Source organism: Micromonospora humi (assembly GCF_900090105.1).
Taxonomy (GTDB): domain Bacteria; phylum Actinomycetota; class Actinomycetes; order Mycobacteriales; family Micromonosporaceae; genus Micromonospora; species Micromonospora humi.
In genome coordinates this window covers 518,747-534,185 of the sequence record NZ_FMDM01000002.1, presented here as the reverse complement: position 1 = coordinate 534,185, position 15,439 = coordinate 518,747, and the positions used below count along the sequence as shown (strand labels likewise).

Sequence of the window (15,439 nt, the reverse complement as noted above, 5' to 3'; positions counted from 1 at the left end):
GCGGGGCGGGGCGACCGCCCGCACAGGAGGCTCCCATGTCCGTCGTCGCCCTCAACACCCGTCCGGCCCGACCGGGCCGCCCCGACCGGGCGCTGCCGCCCCGGCCGCGCACCGCGCCGACCCTGACCATCACGCTCGACCTGGGCGCCGGCCCGCTGACGCCCGGCCTGGCCCGGCTGGTCGACCTGCTGGACGAGCTCGCCGCCTCCGGTGAGGGCCTGGTCCGCGCCGACGACCACCGGGCCGCCCGGGCCGTGCTCGACCTGCGCCGCCCCGCCGCGCCGCCGGCCGAGGCCCGGCCGGCGGCCACGCCCGGCGGCGTGCGCCTGCTCACCGGCACCCGCCGGGTCCGGCACGGCGACGTCGAGGTCGGCCTGACCCGCATCGAGTACGACCTGCTGCTGTTCCTCGCCGAGCACCCCCGCCGGGTGTTCACCAGGCTGCAACTGCTCGCCAACGTGTGGGGCTACGAGCACGCGGTGGCCCGGACCGTGGACGTGCACGTCCGCCGGCTGCGGGCCAAGTTCGGGCCGGACACGCCGCTGGTGACCACCGTGTACGGCGTCGGCTACCGGCTCGCCGACGACGCCCCGATCGAGGTGGACCGCGACGCGTGAACCGGCTCCGGCCGACCCGCGGCGTGCCCGGTTCCCGGGCACGCCGCGTTCACGTTCGTGTCGCACCCGCCATTGTGAACCGGTCGGGGACCCCCCGTAACGCCTCGTCCGGCCGCTCTGCTGTAATCAACGGGCCTCGTACGCAGAGCGAGCACCCGGCTCCGATGCGTTCGTCAATTGTCACATTCATGCAACGCAGTGGCCCCTTGACCCTCACGCGAGCGCCGGGAAGCATCGATGAAGCGGCGTCCCGGGCCGTGGGGAGATACCCGGACCAGCCAAGGAGGACCATGTCGGTCAGCCCCGCCTCGTCGCGCGCCGGATGGCATACGTCCCAACCCGCGGTCCCCGGCCGTCCACCCGGTGGCCAGCGTCGTCCCGCCAACACCGCCACCCCGGTGCTCACGGTGACCCTGAACATTCCGCTGGCCTGCGAGGAGTCGCTCACCCCGGCCGCCCGACGGCTCCTCGACGCCGCTCGTGAGCTGCTCGAACGCGGCGACGCGGTGATCAGCACGGGCACCGTCGCGCCGGAGCGCCGCCCCGAGGTGCCGGCCGGCCGCACCCCGGCGCGCCCGCTCACCTCGACCATCCCGGCCCTGCACATCCTGGCCTCGTCCCGGTCGGTGCTGCGCGACGGCGAGCCGCTGCCGCTGACCCGCCTGGAGTTCGACCTGCTGTTGCACCTGGTCGCCCACCCGCGCCGGGTGTTCACCCGGCTGCAACTGCTCAACGCGGTCTGGGGGTACGAACACGCCGGCGTCCGCACCGTCGACGTGCACGTCCGCCGGCTGCGCGGCAAGGTCGGCGTGGACGTCCCGCTGGTCACCACCGTCTACGGCGTCGGCTACCGGCTCGCCGACGACGCCCGGGTGACCATCGACCGCACCGGCTGACCGCCCGCCACCCGTCGACCGCCCGCCGGACGGAGCCCCGACCGCCCGGACGCGAGCACGAGGTGAGCCACCGCCGCCGGCCGGGCAGGATGGTCGGATGCGCGTCCGCCCGATCAGCCCCGACCGGCTCGTCGCCGAGCTGGCCGAGCGCCTCACCCACGCCGAGGCGCCCGGCCGGCTGCGGGTGGCCGTCGACGGCCCGCCGGCCGCCGAGCCGGACACCCTCGCCGCCGCCCTCGTCGACCCGCTGCGCGCCGCCGGCCGGGCGGCGCTGCACGTCCGGGCCGCCGACTTCCTGCGACCCGCCTCGACCCGTCTGGAGCAGGGCCGCACCAACCCGGACGCCTACTACGAGGGCTGGCTCGACGAACCCGGACTGCGCCGCGAGGTGCTCGACCCGGCCGGCCCGGACGGCAGCGGCCGACTGCTGCCGTCGCTCTGGGACGCCGACGCCGACCGGGCCAGCCGGGCCGCGTACCAGGATCTGCCGCCCGGCGGGGTGGTCCTGGTCAGCGGTGCGCTCCTGCTCGGCGGCACGCTCCCGTTCGACGTCACCGTCCACCTGGTGCTCTCCCCGGCGGCGCTGGAGCGGCGCACCGACCCGCAGTGGCGCTGGACCCTGCCGGCCTTCGCCCGCTACGCCGACGAGGTCGACCCGGCCTCCTTCGCCGACGTGGTGGTCCGCGCCGACGACCCTCGCCGTCCGGCCCTGGTGGAACCGGCCTGACCAGGCCAGACAAACTCTCCGGAAAGTGCCAGGAAATCTCCGGTTTGGCCCGCCGGGGGCAGGGGTATTCGCCCGGCTCACAGAGCACGGGTGATCTCACCCGGGCACCCGACGTTCTCCACCGGGTCCTCCGGCGCTCGTCGCCGCAGGGGGACCCGTCACGAGGCCGCAGGAAAGGCAGGCAGCGATGCTCGTCCACGACACGACAGCCACGGGCCGCTCCCAGGCGGAGGTCGACCAGATCCGGCAGTCCCTGCGGTCCCGGTACGACGAGCTGACCGCGGAGTACGACCACGCCGTCATGCAGAGCCAGGTGCTGCGACTCGTCGAGGTCGGCGACACCGCCGGCGACGACCAGGCCGACAGCGGCACCAAGACCGCCGAGCGGGACACCGCGCAGTCCCTGCTGCGCACCATCCTGGACCGGCGGGCCCAGTTCGAGCGCGCGCTGGCCCGCCTCGACGAGGGCACCTACGGCTTCTGCGAGGGCTGCACCGCGCCGATCCCGGTGGAGCGGCTGGAAATCTTCCCGTCCGCCACGTCCTGCGTGGCCTGCAAGCAGACCCGGGAGCGGCGGGCGGCCTGAACCGTCCCGCCCGCCGCGCCGGTCGGTCCCCATGGGTGAGATCAAGGTAGGCACCGCGTCCTGGACCGACCGGACCCTGCTCGACTCCGGCTGGTATCCGGCGGACGCCGACACCCCGGAACGGCGGCTGTCCTACTACGCCCGGCGGTTCCCGCTGGTCGAGGTGGACGCCACCTACTACTCGCCGCCGGCCGAGCGCACCGCCCGGCTGTGGGCGGAGCGCACCCCACCCGGGTTCACCTTCAACGTCAAGGCGTTCAGCCTGCTGACCGGCCACCCGACCCGGGTGTCCGCGCTCTACAAGGACCTGCGACCGGAGACGGACAAGCGGAACGTCTACCCGGACGACCTGCCGGCGCAGGCGTACGAGGAGGTGTGGACCCGCTTCCTGTCCGCCCTGGACCCGCTGGTCTCCGCCGGTAAGCTCGGCGCGCTGCTGTTCCAGTTCCCGCCCTGGTTCACCATCAGGCGGGACAACAAGCAGTACCTGATCGAGGTGGCCCGACGGTGCGCCCCGCTGCGCCCGGTCTTCGAACTCCGGCACGCCTCCTGGTTCGACGGCGACAACGCCGAGGAGACGCTGGACTTCCTACGCGCGCACGAGCTGCCGTTCGTCTGCGTGGACATGCCGCAGGGCCACAAATCGTCCGTACCCCCGGTGCTGGCCGCCACCGCGGACCTCGCGGTGGTCCGGTTCCACGGACACAGCGAGAAGTGGACCAGCAAGGACATCCACGAGAAGTTCGGCTACGACTACTCCGACCGGGAGCTGGGCGACTGGGCGCCGAAGCTGCGCGAGCTGGCCGGGCAGGCCGAGCAGACCCACGTGCTGATGAACAACTGCTACCGCGACAACGCGCAGCGCAACGCCACCACGCTCGTCGACCTGCTGGAACGGTGAGCGCCCCTCACCCGCACCGGGTGAGGCCGGCTCACCCCGTCGCCGCGCAGCATGGAACCAGCGCGCGGACCCACCGGTCCGCGCGTGGCGACGAGGAGGTGGGTCATGACGGTACGGGTGGTGGCGGACCGACGCCGCGGTGGCGTCCTGCACGTGGTCGGCAACTCCGAGGCGCCGCGGGAACGCGGCGCGCGGCCCGGACGGTTCAGCCCGACCCGGCTGTGGCGGGGACCCAGCGGTCCGCCGCGCCGCGCCGACGACCGACGCTGGGAGACCGACGCCCGGGGGTGAGCGGGATGGCTGAACAGTTGATGTCCGCGTTCGAGTCCTCACTGGACAAGACGAACGTGATCCTCAAGGAGATCGAGTCGGAATACGGCTGGCCGCCCGAGCGGCGCAACCAGTCGTACGCGGCGCTGCGGACGGTGCTGCACCTGCTGCGCGACCGGATGCCGGTGGGCGAGAGCGCCGAGTTCGCCCAACAGTTGCCGGTGCTGCTGCGCGGCATCTACTTCGACGGCTGGCAGCCGGAGAACGTGCCGATCACACTCAACCGCGACGACTTCCTCTACGAGGTCCGCCAGGGCTTCCCGTACGACGTCGAGGGCGGCCCGCAGCGGGTGACGCAGGTCGTGCTGGACACCCTGCGCCGACACGTCTCGCAGGGTGAGTGGCAGGACGTGAAGGCGAACATGCCGCAGGACCTGGCTCGGCTCATTCCCTGACCGGCCGCGCCCCGGCCCGTCCCGCCCCCTCGGCGGGGCGGGCCGTCGCCTCAGGCCAGATCGATGCGGAACACCTCGAACGCGGCGCCGTAGCGGACGCCGAGCCGGGCGCCGGCGGGCCGCGCCATCCCCTCCAGGAACTCCTCGGCGTCGAAACTGCCGTCGCCGAGGCCGCTCAGGTAGGCGCCGTGCGCCCGCAACGACGCCACCCCGGCGTCGAAGCTGGCCGTCACGTCCACCCCGTGCCGGGCTGCCGGCGAACCGGCCGCCCACACCTCGCGGACCCGGGACCACGGCTCGGTGCCGTCAGTCAGCTGCTCCGGGAAGATCCACCGGTTGCCGGCGTCGCGGACCGCGTCCAGCGTGGCCCGACCGCAGGCGATGTGGTCGGCCTGGTTCAGCGCGTACTCGCCGTCCCAGGTCTCCCGGACGTTGTTCGTGAGCACCACGTCCGGCCGGTGCCGACGGACCACCCCGGCGATCGCCCGGCGCAGCGGCACGCCGTATTCCAGCAGCCCGTCGGGCAGGCCGAGGAACTCGACGGCGGACACCCCGACCACGGCCGCGGAGGCCCGCTGCTCCTCCTCGCGCAGCACCCGGCTGCGCTCCGGGGGCATCCCGTCGATGCCCGCCTCACCGCTGGTGAGCAGGCAGTAGACGACCTCCTTGCCCTGCCGCGTCCAGCGGGCCACCGCGGCCGCGGCGCCGAACTCCAGGTCGTCCGGGTGGGCCACCACGGCCAGCGCCCGTTGCCAGTCCTCGGTCAGCGGGGTGAGCGGTTCCGGCTGCGCCACCTGCGTACCTCCTCGCGCGTCTCCTCCGGCCATCCTGGCACCGACCGGGCCCGGCCGCCGTCCCGCCGGGAACCGTCGGTGCGCGCCGGCCCCGGCGTCTACCGTGTGGTTAGAGAAGATCGGGCGTGGGGTACCCCCCGCTGAAGACGGACCCCGGGAACACGCGGGGCGGCACACCGAGGGAGCACCCATGGCATTGAACGACGACGACATCCAGACCAACGGCGGCGGCGGCCTGGAGGGCCCGGCCGACGGCGGTGCGACCCCGGGTCAGCACGACGGTGGCGCGGACGGCGGCGCGGAGGGCCCGGCCGACGGCGGCGCCACTCCGGGTCAGCACGACGGCGGCGCCGACGGCAGCGCCTGACACATGACCGTGACGCACGTCGACCCGCCGGGTGGCCACGGCCACCCGGCGGTTCCGTCTGCCGCCGCGACGGCGCTGGCCCGGTGCGTGGCCGTCGAGCCGGCCAACTTCGCCGCCGACCACTGGGGGCGCAGCCCGCTGCTGTCCCGGGCCGCCGAACTGCCCAACCCGCACGGCTTCACCGACCTGCTCAGCCCCGCCGACGCCGACGAGTTGCTCAGCCGGCGCGGCCTGCGTACCCCGTTCCTGCGGGTGGCCAAGGACGGCCAGCTCGTGCCGGCGGCGCGGTACACCGGCGGCGGTGGCGCCGGCGCCGAGATCGGCGACCAGGTGCTCGACGAGAAGGTCCTGGCGCTCTACGCCGACGGCGCCACCCTGGTGCTGCAGGGCCTGCACCGCACCTGGCCGGCGATCGTCGACCTGGCCCGCGACCTGGGCGCGGCGCTGGCCCAGCCGCTGCAGGTCAACGCCTACCTGACGCCGGCCGGCAGCCAGGGCTTCGCCACCCACTACGACACCCACGACGTGTTCGTGCTCCAGGTCGACGGCCGCAAGCGCTGGCGCATCCACCCGCCGGTGCTCAGCGACCCGCTGGAGCGCCAGCCGTGGGGCGGCCGGGCCGACGAGGTCTCCGCCACCGCCGAGGGTCGGCCCGCGCTGGACGTGGTGCTCGAACCCGGCGACGCGCTCTACCTGCCGCGCGGCTGGCTGCACAGCGCCCAGGCCCAGGAATCCTCCTCGCTGCACCTGACCGTCGGAATCCGGGCGCTCACCCGCTACGCCCTGGTCGAGGAGTTGGCGGCGCTCGCCGCCGAGGACGCCCGGCTGCGCGCCGGCCTGCCGTTCGGCCTGGACCTGGCCGACCCGGAGGCGATCGAGCCGGAACTCACCGAGACCGTCGAGGCGCTGCGCGACTGGCTGCTGCGCGCCGACCCGGCGGCGGTGGCCGCGCGGCTGCGGGCCCGGGCGTGGCCGGCCGCCCGACCCGCGCCGATCCGCCCCCTCGCGCAGGCCGAGGCGCTGGCCCGGCTCGACCCGGACAGCCGGGTGGCGCCGCGCGGCGGCCTGCGCTGGCAACTCGACCCGACCGGCGACGGCCGCGTCGCGCTGCGCCTGGTCGACCGCACGCTCACCCTGCCCGGCACCTGCGAGCCGGCGCTGCGCGCGCTGCTCGCCGGCGAGGTGACCCGGGTCGGCGACCTGCCCGGCCTCGACGACGACGCCGACCGCCTGGTCCTCACCCGCCGCCTGCTCCGCGAGGCCGTCCTGGTCCCCGCCTGACAGCCCGGCCGCCGGCCCCGGCACGTCGGGGCCGGCGCCCGTCAGCGGGTGTAGGTGACCGTCAGCAGGAGCAGGGTCGTCGCCAGGCCGCTGGCGGCCACCAGGATCATCGGGCGCGGGGTCAGTACCGCGTGCCGGCGGTCGGCCAGCAGCCGGGCCGGCGCCAGGCCGACCAGCGGGCCGAGCAGCGTGATCACCAGCGCCAGCACCGGCAGGCCGACCGCCAGGTCGCCGCCCGAGCCGGCGCCCAGCGCCCGCGCGCCGATCCCCAGCAGGAACGCCACCAGCGCGCCGCCCACCCCGCACGCGATCAGCAGCGGGTTCACCGAGCCGGGCAGCTCGCCCGGCTGCCCGGTGCGCTCCAGCAGCTCACGCACGCCGTGCAGCAGCGGCACCGGGTCGCCGGCGGCACCGCGTACCGGGCCCGGCGGGTCGCCGAGGCGTCGGGTGCCGCCGCCGAGCCGGGCCCGCAGCTGCGCCCACAGGTGGGTGACCTCACCGTCCACCCGCTCCACCATCCGCTGCGCCTCGTCCACCTCCGCCTCGGCGCGGCGTACCTGCTCGGCCGCCTCGGCCACGGCCCGCTCGGCGGCGGCCACCTGCTGGGCGTGCCAGGTATGCGCCTCGGACCGCTGGGCGGACACCCGGGCGGTCAGCTCGGCGAGGCGGCGGATCTGGGCGCTGTACGTCTCACTGGAGACCGGTTCGTTCATCGCGAAGGACCATAAGGGATGATCACCTGCCCGGTGCGGTGCACCGCGCGGTCGAAGTAGAGACCGCGCCAGGGCCGGGGATACCAGTCCGGGCCGCCACTGCCCGGATAGAGCGACGAGCCCAGCTCACCGCCCTGCACGTCGAGCGCCACCCAGGCCCCGATCTGGTCCGTGCGGGCGCCGGCGCCACCCAGATCGGCGCGCATCCGGGCCACGCCCCGCCACCAGGCCAGCACGTGGGTGCGCCGCTCCGGCCCGTCGTGCAGGATCCGGCGCAGCTGCTCCACCCCGCTGCGGGTGCCCGCCTTGCCGGCCAGCGCCCCGGCCGCCGCGTCCACCGCGTACAGCAGCAGGAAGTGCGGTGTGCGCGGGGTGCCCGGCGCGGCCAGCCCGTCACCCACCTCGGCCATCAGCTCGGACACCGTCTCCTCGTCGTACCAGGAGGAGTCGTCGGGCAGGTCCTCGTAGAGCGCGCGGGCGGCCGGGTCGGCGTCCGGGTCGAGGCAGGCGATGGAGAAGCGGGCGGCGCCCGGGGCGTACTGGCGGGCCAGCGAGCGGGCGGCGGCGTCGAGCACCGCGCACGCCTCGTCCACCCGGGTGCCCAGCACGGCCAGGTTCCGCCCCGGCGCCCGGGGCAGCCGCAGCGACGCCGAGCGGGACTGCACGTCGATGATCTCGCCGAGCAGTGCCACCGGGTTGCGGGGCACGCCCTGCTCGGGGGCGGTCAGGGCACGGAAGTCCGGCGCCTCGGCCAGCCGGGGGATCGCGTCGCCGTCGAAGAGCCGGGCCGGCGCGGCGTCCTGCGGTCGCATCCGCCACAGCCGGTGCTGCAACTCGCTCCAGGTCTCCCAGTCGCTGGCCGACGGGATACGGGCCACCTCGTTCCCCTCGGCCAGGCCGGACTCGGCGTTGACCACGGCGTGGTGGCGGGGCAGCGACTGCGCGGCGTCGTTGCGCTCGGCCAGGATCCGCAGCGCCTTGGGCAGCGCGATGCGCAGGGTGAACTGGGCGACCAGGGCGGGCCGGCCCCACAGCGCCTCGATGCCGCGCACGTCCTGGGACGCGAGCACCAGGTGGATGCCCTGCGAGCGGCCCCGCCGGGCCAGGTCCTCCAGCAGGTCGGCGGCCTCCCGGGCGACCACGTCCCGGCCGGCGAGCAGTGCCTGGAACTCGTCGACCACCGCGACGATGCGTGGCCAGTGCCCGGTCGGGTCCACCGCGCGCAGCTCGGCCAGCTTGGTGACCTCGTGCTTCTTGGCCGCGTCGGCCCGCCGGCGCAGCTCCTCGGCGAGGAACCGCAGCAGGGCCAGGCCGAACTCGCGGTCGGTGTTGACGTTGATCCCGACCAGCCGCATGTGCGGCAGCCAACTCGGGTCGCGGCGGCCCTTGGCGAACCGGGCGAAGGACACTCCCTCCTTGAAGTCGAGCAGGTAGAACTCCAGCTCGGCGGGGGAGTAGCGGGCGGCGAGCGCGCCGATCCAGGCGAAGATCAGGTTGGTCTTGCCGGTGCCGGACGGGCCGCCGATCAACGCGTGCGGCGGATAGTCGCCGAGGGTGAGCAGCACCGGCCGCCCGTGCGGGCCCTCGCCGATCGGGGCGCTCAGACCGTGCGCCGAGTCCTCCCGCCAGTATTCGTCGGGTGGCGGAAGCAGGTCGGTGAAGGGCGTCGGCGGCGGCCCGGCGGCGACCCGGGAGGCGACCGCGCGGCAGGTCTCGGTGACCAGGGCGGCCGGCGGCGGGTCGTCGAGCACCACCGGCAGTCCGGCGATCCGGGCGTCGTCCTCCTCGACCACGATCCGGGTCACGGTCCGGTCCTCGGGCAGGTCGATGCCGCGGACCACCAGGTGCACGCCGCAGGCGGCCCCGGTGCGGACCACCCGGTCGAGCTGGCCGCGCTCGTGCCGGGACAGCTCGTCGCCGCCGAGCAGCACCGCCACCCGCCACGGCTCGGGCCGGCGCCCGGTGGCGGCGGCCAGCTCGCGCAGCGACGCGTACTCGCCGGCCAGCACGGTGGCGTTGATCCGGCGGATCTGCTCGACCAGGTCGTCCAGCAGCCGGCCCAGGCCGCCCGGGCCGACGGAGGTGAGCAGGCCGGCGGTGCCGAGCGGGGCGAACCCGGCCAGCCCGCCGCCCAGGTGCTCCGGGTCGTAGCCGTAGAGCCGCACCGCGCCGGGATCGGCCCGGCCGACGGAGCGCAGCAGCAGCGCGGGCACCACCGAGGCCAGGCCGTCCCGGTCGCCGCCGGCCAGGTGCGCGTGCCCGGCGTCGAGGAGCGGGACCAGCGCCGGCACCGGTTCGGCGCCGGTGATGCGTACCGTGCCGATCCGGACCGCGCCGGGCGGCTCGGCCCGGCCCGCGGGCGTCGCCTGCCAGCGGCCCCAGGGCTCGGACGCCGCTCCCGGCGCCTCCCGCCGCGCCGCGTCCGCGGCCCGTCGCGCCAGCTCGGCGAGGCGGGCGGTGTGCCGGGCGTCGATCTCGGCGAGCCGCCGGTCACGCGCCGCGCCGACCCGGGCCGGCACCGCCGCGGCGGCGCGGCGGGTGCGGTCCAGCCGTGCCCGGCCGGCGACCAGCTCCGCGTCGGCGGCGGCCAGCCGGGTACGGGTGGCCCCCAGGGCCTCGGAGAGCATCCCCCGGACCCGCGTCACCAGTTGGGCGCGGACGTCAGCCACGCTGCGGCTCCCGTTCCTCGGTGTCCTTCGGCAGGTCCCGGCCGAGCCGGTCGAGCAGCACGCCGGTGAGCACCCCGGCGGTGACCGCCGGGTCGGCGGCGTGCGGCTGTTCCGGCCCGCCGTCGCGGCGCGGCGGGGGCATCCGGCAGACCCGGGTGAGCAACGTGTCCAGCACCGGCGGCGGCAGCCCGGGCAGCAGGTCCCGGACCCGTCCGTCCAGCTCGCGACGCAGCCGGGTCAGGTCGTCCGCGCGGGGCGGGTGGCCGAGCAGCTCCCCGGCCAGGTCGCGCAGCATCGGCGGGGCGATCGCGGCCAGCCCCAGCCCGACGTCGGCGTGCGCCCGGCGCAGCTCGGCGTGCAGCCGGTCCCGGTCGCCGGAGCGGATCCCGACCACCACCCGGCGCAGCAGCTCCCGGGAGTTCGCCACCCGCTCGTCGGGCTCGTCCGGCGCGCCCTCCCGCCCGCCGGTCAGCTCCGCCACCCGGACCGCCCACCAGCGGCGTACCGCGGGCGGCTCGTCCGGCGCGGCGGCCGCGCCCGGCGTGGGCGGCGCCTCGCCGCGCGGCGCGTCGTGCCGCGGCCGGCGCTCGCCAGGTGGGGCCGTGGACGCGCCGTCGGCGGCCAGCCCGATCGCCGCCAGGTACGCGGTGAGCTGCTCCTGCGCCACCCGTAGCGCGTAGCCGGCGGTCTCGGCGTGCTCGGTGGCCGCGGTCAGCTCCGGCACGCCCAGCGGGTCGGCCGACTCCTGGCGCACCCAGCGCAGCCGTTCCTCGGCCTGGCCGAGCTTCTCCAGCGCGGCGGCGAGCTGCGCCAGCGGCAGCTCCTCGGCGGCGGCGCGGACCTGCGCGCCGATGTCCTCGACGATGGACACGGCCGGCCCTTCAGAGCGTCGCGACGTAGAGCTGTGCCTGCTCCACCGCCACCAGCGTCGCGGCGAGGCACTCCTCCAGCTCCTGGCTGGCCTGGGTCAGCGAGGCCTGCGCCGCCTCGACCGTCTCGTGGCCGCTGCCCTCCAGCGCGCCGGCCAGGGTCTGCTGCGCCTCGGCCAGCTTCTCGCCGGCGGCCTGCACCGCTGTCTGGCCGTCACCGATCTGCTGGAGAGCGACATCGATGGCGGCCTTCAGCTCGGCGACGCTCGCCACGGGGACCTCCTGGGGGCAGGGGAGATCTCCATTACAACCCATCCCGACGGGTGGGCGAACATCCACCCTCGCGTCGTTCCTGCCCGGGTGTCCGATGAGGGCCCTGACGTGCGCGAAGACGCCGCGTGACGGATCCGCCGGTCCCGTCCGCGGGCACGTCGGTCCCGCTCACGGCACCGCGTTCAGCGGCCCAGCCAGCGCGGGCCGCGTACCTCCGCGCCGAGCGCGGTCACCCGGGCCCGCAGCTCCCGGTCGGCGGTGACCACCACCCGCCGCCGGTCCGGCGCGGCGGCGACCAGCTCGACCACCGTGTCGTCGCCGGAGCCGGCGGCGGACACCACGTCCACGTCGGGCACCGGCGCGACGTGCCGGGCCGCGCCCTCCACCACCAGCACCACCTGCACCGGCGGCGGCAGCTCCGGCGGCACCCCGGCCCCGGCCAGCGACGCCAGCGCGTCGCGCAGCCGGACCGCCGCGCCGGCCCGGTCCCGCCACCAGCCGTCCGGCCGCGACCCGACCACGTTCGCGCCGTCGACCACCAGCAGCGCTCTGCTCTCCATACCCCCAGCCTGCCATCGGTGTCGCGTTTGTCGGTCACCCCGCCGGGTAGCCACCGCCGACCGCGCCGCGCCCCGTCGCGTCCCGGTCGTGCCGACCGACTGCGGAGGACGAAGATGATGGGACCCGGTGACTTCGGCAACGACCCGTGGGACGAGTTCCTGGCCCGCTACTTCGGCCGGGGCGAGGGGGGACGCCGGCCGGCCCACCGGGTGGACATCACCCGCCTGATGACCGCCGACGCCCGGGAGATGCTGGCCGACGCGGCCCGCCGGGCCGCCCAGAAGCACAGCAACGACCTGGACACCGACCACCTGCTCTGGGCGGCGCTGCAACGCGAGCCGCTGCGGGACCTGGTCCGCCGCGCCGGCGCCGACCCGGACGCGCTGGTCAACGCGCTCGGCGGACGCGCCGAGGGTGCGCCCGGCGGGGAGGTGCCGCCGAACCTGTCGCTCACCCCGGCCGCGAAGCGGGCGCTGCTGGACGCGCACCAGCTGTCCCGGGCCATGGGCGCCAACTACATCGGGCCCGAGCACATCCTGATGGCGCTGCCGCTGAACCCGGAGTCACCGGCCGGCCGGATGCTCGCCGCCGGACGGATCCAACCGGAGTCGTTGCAGGCCGCCAGCGCCGAGCGCGGCGCGGCGAACGGACCGCGCCCGGACCGCGGCACGCCCACCCTCGACCAGTACGGGCAGGACCTCACCGAGTTGGCCCGGATGGACCAGATCGACCCGGTGATCGGCCGGGCCGACGAGATCGAGCAGGCGGTGGAGATCCTGTCCCGGCGCACCAAGAACAACCCGGTGCTGATCGGTGAGGCCGGTGTCGGCAAGACCGCCATCGTGGAGGGGCTGGCCGAGCGGATCTGCGACGGTGACGTGCCGCAGACCCTGATCGGCAAGCGCGTCGTCCAGCTCGACCTGTCCGGCCTGGTCGCCGGCACCCGCTACCGGGGCGATTTCGAGGAACGCCTGAAGAAGGTGATCGACGAGATCCGCGCCCACCGCGACGAGCTGATCGTCTTCCTGGACGAGATCCACACCCTGGTCGGGGCCGGCGGCGCCGGCAGCGAGGGTGGGATGGACGCGTCCAACATGCTCAAGCCGGCGCTCGCCCGGGGCGAGTTGCGGGTGATCGGCGCGACCACGCTGGACGAGTACCGGCGCAGCATCGAGAAGGACGCCGCGCTGGCCCGCCGGTTCCAGCCGGTGCTGGTGCCCGAGCCGACCGTCGAGGACACCGTCGCCATCCTGCGCGGCCTGCGCGACCGCTACGAGGCGCACCACCAGGTCCGGTTCACCGACGAGGCGCTGGTCGCCGCCACCGAACTGTCCGACCGGTACGTCACCGACCGGTTCCTGCCGGACAAGGCGATCGACCTGATCGACCAGGCCGGGGCGCGGGTGCGGCTGCGCACCCGCACCCCCGCCTCCGACGTGCGCGACCTGGAGCAGCAGCTCGACGAGGTACGCCGGGACAAGGAGCAGGCGGTCTCCGACGAGCAGTACGAGCGGGCCTCCTCGCTGCGCGACAAGCTCGCCGAGCTGGAGGACCAGATCCGCCGTGCCCGCGGCGACGAGGGACCCAACCACGTGCCCGAGGTGGGGCCGAAGGAGATCGCCGAGGTGGTGTCCCGGGCCACCGGCATCCCGGTCACCCAGCTCACCGAGGAGGAGCGCGACCGCCTGCTGCGCCTGGAGGGGCACCTGCACGAGAAGGTGATCGGGCAGGACGACGCGGTCGGCGCGGTGTCCGAGGCGGTGCGCCGCTCGCGGACCGGGCTGGCCGACCCGGACCGGCCGATGGGCAGCTTCCTGTTCCTCGGCCCCACCGGCGTCGGCAAGACCGAGCTGGCCCGCGCCCTCGCCGAGGCGTTGTTCGGCGAGGCGGACCGGATGGTCCGGGTGGACATGAGCGAGTTCCAGGAGCGGCACACGGTCAGCCGGCTGGTCGGCGCCCCGCCCGGCTACGTCGGCTACGAGGAGGCCGGCCAGCTCACCGAGGCGGTCCGCCGCCGCCCGTACGCGGTGGTGCTGCTGGACGAGATCGAGAAGGCGCACCCCGATGTGTTCAACATCCTGCTCCAGGTGCTCGACGACGGCCGGCTCACCGACAGCCAGGGCCGGACGGTGAACTTCAAGAACACCGTGCTGATCATGACCAGCAACCTCGGCTCGGAGCTGATCACCGGCGCCCAGCGCACCGTCGGGTTCGCCACCGGCGAGCCGGGCCAGCAGGAGTCCACCGAGCTGCGGGAACGGCTGATGCGCCGGTTGCAGGAGAACTTCCGCCCCGAGTTCCTGAACCGGGTCGACGAGATCATCATCTTCCAGCGCCTGGAAGCCGAGCAGCTGCGCGAGATCACCGGCCTGCTGCTGGAGGAGACCCGCCGCCGGCTGCACGCCCAGGACATCCAGGTCGAGATCAGCACCGCCGGCGTCGACTGGCTCGCCGAGCACGGCTACCAGCCGGAGTTCGGCGCCCGCCCGCTGCGCCGGGTGATCCAGCGGGAGATCGACAACCGGCTGTCGAGGATGCTGCTGGAGAACGAGATCTCACCGGGGCAGAAGGTCACCGTGGACGCCCGCGACGACCAGCTCGTCTTCGACGTGTCCGCCGGTGAGCGCGGATACACGGCCGCCACCACGTCCCATCCCCGGTGAGGCCGGCGGCCACCCTCGGCGGGCCGGCCCGGCCCGTCGCGCACGGATCGGAGGGCGGACATGACCGAACCCGAGGAGACCCGGGAGGACATCGCGGCCGGCGAACCGATCGAGGCGGCGCCGACGGCGAACCCGTCCCGGGTCCGGGTGCCGCCGGAAGGCCTGACCCAGCAGACACCGCACGGCGAGGGCGATCCGGAGGAGTCCGGGCCGCCGCCGGGAGAGGAGGCGTGATGGTACGCGAGGCGCGACTCGACAGTGAGGTCGAGGTGATCTGGGACGACTTCCACGCCGAGGTGAACGTGCCCTCCGAGCAGCTACGACAGTGGCTGCTGACCCGCGGGTCGGGGGAGGAGGCGTTCGGCCCCGACCCCGACCTGGACCTGCCCGAGCCCGGCCGGCAGATCCTCGCCGTGCTGCGCAAGCGCAAGGTCGACCTCACCCCGGAGGACATCGAGGTGATGCGGGAGGCGATCACCCGGATCCGGGAGCTGACCGCCGAGAAACCGGGCCGGGGCAACGCCGACGACGAGTGGCGGCACGCGCTGCTCGACCTCGGTCACGACGTGCTCGTCGAACGCTGAGCCGGGGCGCGGCGCCGGGCGGACACCTGCCCGGGCGGACGGGCGGCGTCGTCGGACCGGCCCCGCGTCGGCAGCCGCCGGCCGTCGTCACGGCGGGTGACGACGGCCGAAAGTGGATGCGGTCGGGAGCGGTATACCTCCCAGGCATAATTATGCCTCTGCGGTATACCGCTCGCGACCGGACTCTCCGTCCGGACGCGACACGCCCGGGTC

18 protein-coding genes are annotated in these 15,439 nt (G+C 75.2%); 12 read left to right on the top strand and 6 right to left on the bottom strand.

Annotated features, from left to right (window positions below):
- Nucleotides 1-35: 35 nt before the first annotated feature.
- The 7 genes from GA0070213_RS05575 (at nt 36) to GA0070213_RS05545 (ending at nt 4,452) form a co-directional block, all read left to right on the top strand.
- Nucleotides 36-617, top strand: coding sequence for a winged helix-turn-helix domain-containing protein (locus GA0070213_RS05575; RefSeq protein ID WP_091058309.1), 582 nt, complete (start codon nt 36-38; stop codon nt 615-617).
- A 290-nt stretch (nt 618-907) separates the two neighbouring features.
- Nucleotides 908-1,513 carry a winged helix-turn-helix domain-containing protein gene (locus GA0070213_RS05570; RefSeq protein ID WP_091058306.1) on the top strand — a complete coding sequence of 202 codons (606 nt, stop codon included), beginning with the start codon at nt 908-910 and terminating at the stop codon, nt 1,511-1,513.
- A gap of 97 nt (nt 1,514-1,610) precedes the next feature.
- The gene (locus tag GA0070213_RS05565) at nt 1,611-2,240 is read left to right on the top strand and encodes a nucleoside/nucleotide kinase family protein (protein WP_091058304.1); all 630 of its coding nucleotides are present in this window, start codon (nt 1,611-1,613) and stop codon (nt 2,238-2,240) included.
- Between the two features lie 187 nt (nt 2,241-2,427).
- Nucleotides 2,428-2,826 (top strand): TraR/DksA family transcriptional regulator, encoded by a 399-nt coding sequence (locus GA0070213_RS05560; protein ID WP_091058300.1) that lies wholly within the window; start codon nt 2,428-2,430, stop codon nt 2,824-2,826.
- 31 nt (nt 2,827-2,857) lie between these two features.
- On the top strand, nt 2,858-3,727 hold the full coding sequence (locus GA0070213_RS05555; protein WP_091058297.1) for a DUF72 domain-containing protein: 870 nt from the start codon (nt 2,858-2,860) through the stop codon (nt 3,725-3,727).
- 105 nt (nt 3,728-3,832) lie between these two features.
- On the top strand, nt 3,833-4,018 hold the full coding sequence (locus GA0070213_RS05550; protein ID WP_091058294.1) for a hypothetical protein: 186 nt from the start codon (nt 3,833-3,835) through the stop codon (nt 4,016-4,018).
- Nucleotides 4,019-4,023: 5 nt separating this feature from the next.
- Nucleotides 4,024-4,452 (top strand): DUF2267 domain-containing protein, encoded by a 429-nt coding sequence (locus GA0070213_RS05545; RefSeq protein WP_091058289.1) that lies wholly within the window; start codon nt 4,024-4,026, stop codon nt 4,450-4,452.
- 50 nt (nt 4,453-4,502) lie between these two features.
- On the opposite strand, the gene GA0070213_RS05540 is transcribed toward GA0070213_RS05545, so the two are convergent.
- Nucleotides 4,503-5,246: a PIG-L deacetylase family protein gene (locus GA0070213_RS05540; protein ID WP_091058287.1), complete on the bottom strand. Its 744-nt coding sequence runs from the start codon at nt 5,244-5,246 to the stop codon at nt 4,503-4,505.
- Nucleotides 5,247-5,436: 190 nt separating this feature from the next.
- Between GA0070213_RS05540 and GA0070213_RS31415 the strand changes: the two genes are divergently transcribed.
- The gene (locus GA0070213_RS31415) at nt 5,437-5,613 is read left to right on the top strand and encodes a hypothetical protein (RefSeq protein ID WP_175441183.1); all 177 of its coding nucleotides are present in this window, start codon (nt 5,437-5,439) and stop codon (nt 5,611-5,613) included.
- 9 nt (nt 5,614-5,622) lie between these two features.
- Complete coding sequence (locus tag GA0070213_RS05535) at nt 5,623-6,894, top strand: cupin domain-containing protein (RefSeq protein ID WP_175441222.1); 1,272 nt, start codon at nt 5,623-5,625, stop codon at nt 6,892-6,894.
- A 41-nt stretch (nt 6,895-6,935) separates the two neighbouring features.
- Here the strand turns inward: GA0070213_RS05535 and GA0070213_RS05530 are convergent, their stop codons facing one another.
- From GA0070213_RS05530 to GA0070213_RS05510, 5 genes are all read right to left on the bottom strand, one after another.
- Nucleotides 6,936-7,607, bottom strand: coding sequence for a hypothetical protein (locus GA0070213_RS05530; RefSeq protein ID WP_091058280.1), 672 nt, complete (start codon nt 7,605-7,607; stop codon nt 6,936-6,938).
- On the bottom strand, nt 7,604-10,276 hold the full coding sequence (locus GA0070213_RS05525) for an FtsK/SpoIIIE domain-containing protein (RefSeq protein ID WP_091058276.1): 2,673 nt from the start codon (nt 10,274-10,276) through the stop codon (nt 7,604-7,606). Before GA0070213_RS05525 ends, GA0070213_RS05530 begins: the two co-directional genes overlap by 4 nt.
- A complete protein-coding gene (locus GA0070213_RS05520) occupies nt 10,269-11,147 on the bottom strand; it encodes a hypothetical protein (protein WP_091058273.1) in 879 nt (292 codons plus the stop codon). The genes GA0070213_RS05525 and GA0070213_RS05520 overlap by 8 nt, the downstream gene beginning before the upstream one ends.
- A 10-nt stretch (nt 11,148-11,157) precedes the next feature.
- The gene (locus GA0070213_RS05515; protein WP_030504016.1) at nt 11,158-11,418 is read right to left on the bottom strand and encodes a hypothetical protein; all 261 of its coding nucleotides are present in this window, start codon (nt 11,416-11,418) and stop codon (nt 11,158-11,160) included.
- A 182-nt stretch (nt 11,419-11,600) separates the two neighbouring features.
- Nucleotides 11,601-11,978 carry a hypothetical protein gene (locus tag GA0070213_RS05510; RefSeq protein ID WP_091058268.1) on the bottom strand — a complete coding sequence of 126 codons (378 nt, stop codon included), beginning with the start codon at nt 11,976-11,978 and terminating at the stop codon, nt 11,601-11,603.
- A gap of 114 nt (nt 11,979-12,092) precedes the next feature.
- On the opposite strand from GA0070213_RS05510, the gene GA0070213_RS05505 reads away from it, so the two are divergent.
- From GA0070213_RS05505 to GA0070213_RS05500, 3 genes are read left to right on the top strand one after another with little or no spacing between them, the layout of a single operon-like run.
- Entirely contained in the window at nt 12,093-14,642 is a 2,550-nt protein-coding gene (locus tag GA0070213_RS05505) for an ATP-dependent Clp protease ATP-binding subunit (protein ID WP_091058265.1), read from the top strand.
- A 60-nt stretch (nt 14,643-14,702) separates the two neighbouring features.
- Nucleotides 14,703-14,876, top strand: coding sequence for a hypothetical protein (locus GA0070213_RS31410; protein ID WP_175441209.1), 174 nt, complete (start codon nt 14,703-14,705; stop codon nt 14,874-14,876).
- A complete protein-coding gene (locus GA0070213_RS05500) occupies nt 14,876-15,226 on the top strand; it encodes a DUF3140 domain-containing protein (protein ID WP_091058262.1) in 351 nt (116 codons plus the stop codon). Before GA0070213_RS31410 ends, GA0070213_RS05500 begins: the two co-directional genes overlap by 1 nt.
- Nucleotides 15,227-15,439 lie beyond the last annotated feature (213 nt).

What these genes read in the sequence shown, in the direction of transcription:
- GA0070213_RS05575 (WP_091058309.1), top strand. Translation starts at nt 36, where the DNA reads ATGTCCGTCGTCGCCCTCAACACCCGTCCGGCCCGACCGGGCCGCCCC.
- GA0070213_RS05570 (WP_091058306.1), top strand. Translation starts at nt 908, where the DNA reads ATGTCGGTCAGCCCCGCCTCGTCGCGCGCCGGATGGCATACGTCCCAA.
- GA0070213_RS05565 (WP_091058304.1), top strand. Translation starts at nt 1,611, where the DNA reads ATGCGCGTCCGCCCGATCAGCCCCGACCGGCTCGTCGCCGAGCTGGCC.
- GA0070213_RS05560 (WP_091058300.1), top strand. Translation starts at nt 2,428, where the DNA reads ATGCTCGTCCACGACACGACAGCCACGGGCCGCTCCCAGGCGGAGGTC.
- GA0070213_RS05555 (WP_091058297.1), top strand. Translation starts at nt 2,858, where the DNA reads ATGGGTGAGATCAAGGTAGGCACCGCGTCCTGGACCGACCGGACCCTG.
- GA0070213_RS05550 (WP_091058294.1), top strand. Translation starts at nt 3,833, where the DNA reads ATGACGGTACGGGTGGTGGCGGACCGACGCCGCGGTGGCGTCCTGCAC.
- GA0070213_RS05545 (WP_091058289.1), top strand. Translation starts at nt 4,024, where the DNA reads ATGGCTGAACAGTTGATGTCCGCGTTCGAGTCCTCACTGGACAAGACG.
- GA0070213_RS31415 (WP_175441183.1), top strand. Translation starts at nt 5,437, where the DNA reads ATGGCATTGAACGACGACGACATCCAGACCAACGGCGGCGGCGGCCTG.
- GA0070213_RS05530 (WP_091058280.1), bottom strand. Translation starts at nt 7,607, where the DNA reads ATGAACGAACCGGTCTCCAGTGAGACGTACAGCGCCCAGATCCGCCGC.
- GA0070213_RS05510 (WP_091058268.1), bottom strand. Translation starts at nt 11,978, where the DNA reads ATGGAGAGCAGAGCGCTGCTGGTGGTCGACGGCGCGAACGTGGTCGGG.
- GA0070213_RS05505 (WP_091058265.1), top strand. Translation starts at nt 12,093, where the DNA reads ATGATGGGACCCGGTGACTTCGGCAACGACCCGTGGGACGAGTTCCTG.
- GA0070213_RS31410 (WP_175441209.1), top strand. Translation starts at nt 14,703, where the DNA reads ATGACCGAACCCGAGGAGACCCGGGAGGACATCGCGGCCGGCGAACCG.
- GA0070213_RS05500 (WP_091058262.1), top strand. Translation starts at nt 14,876, where the DNA reads ATGGTACGCGAGGCGCGACTCGACAGTGAGGTCGAGGTGATCTGGGAC.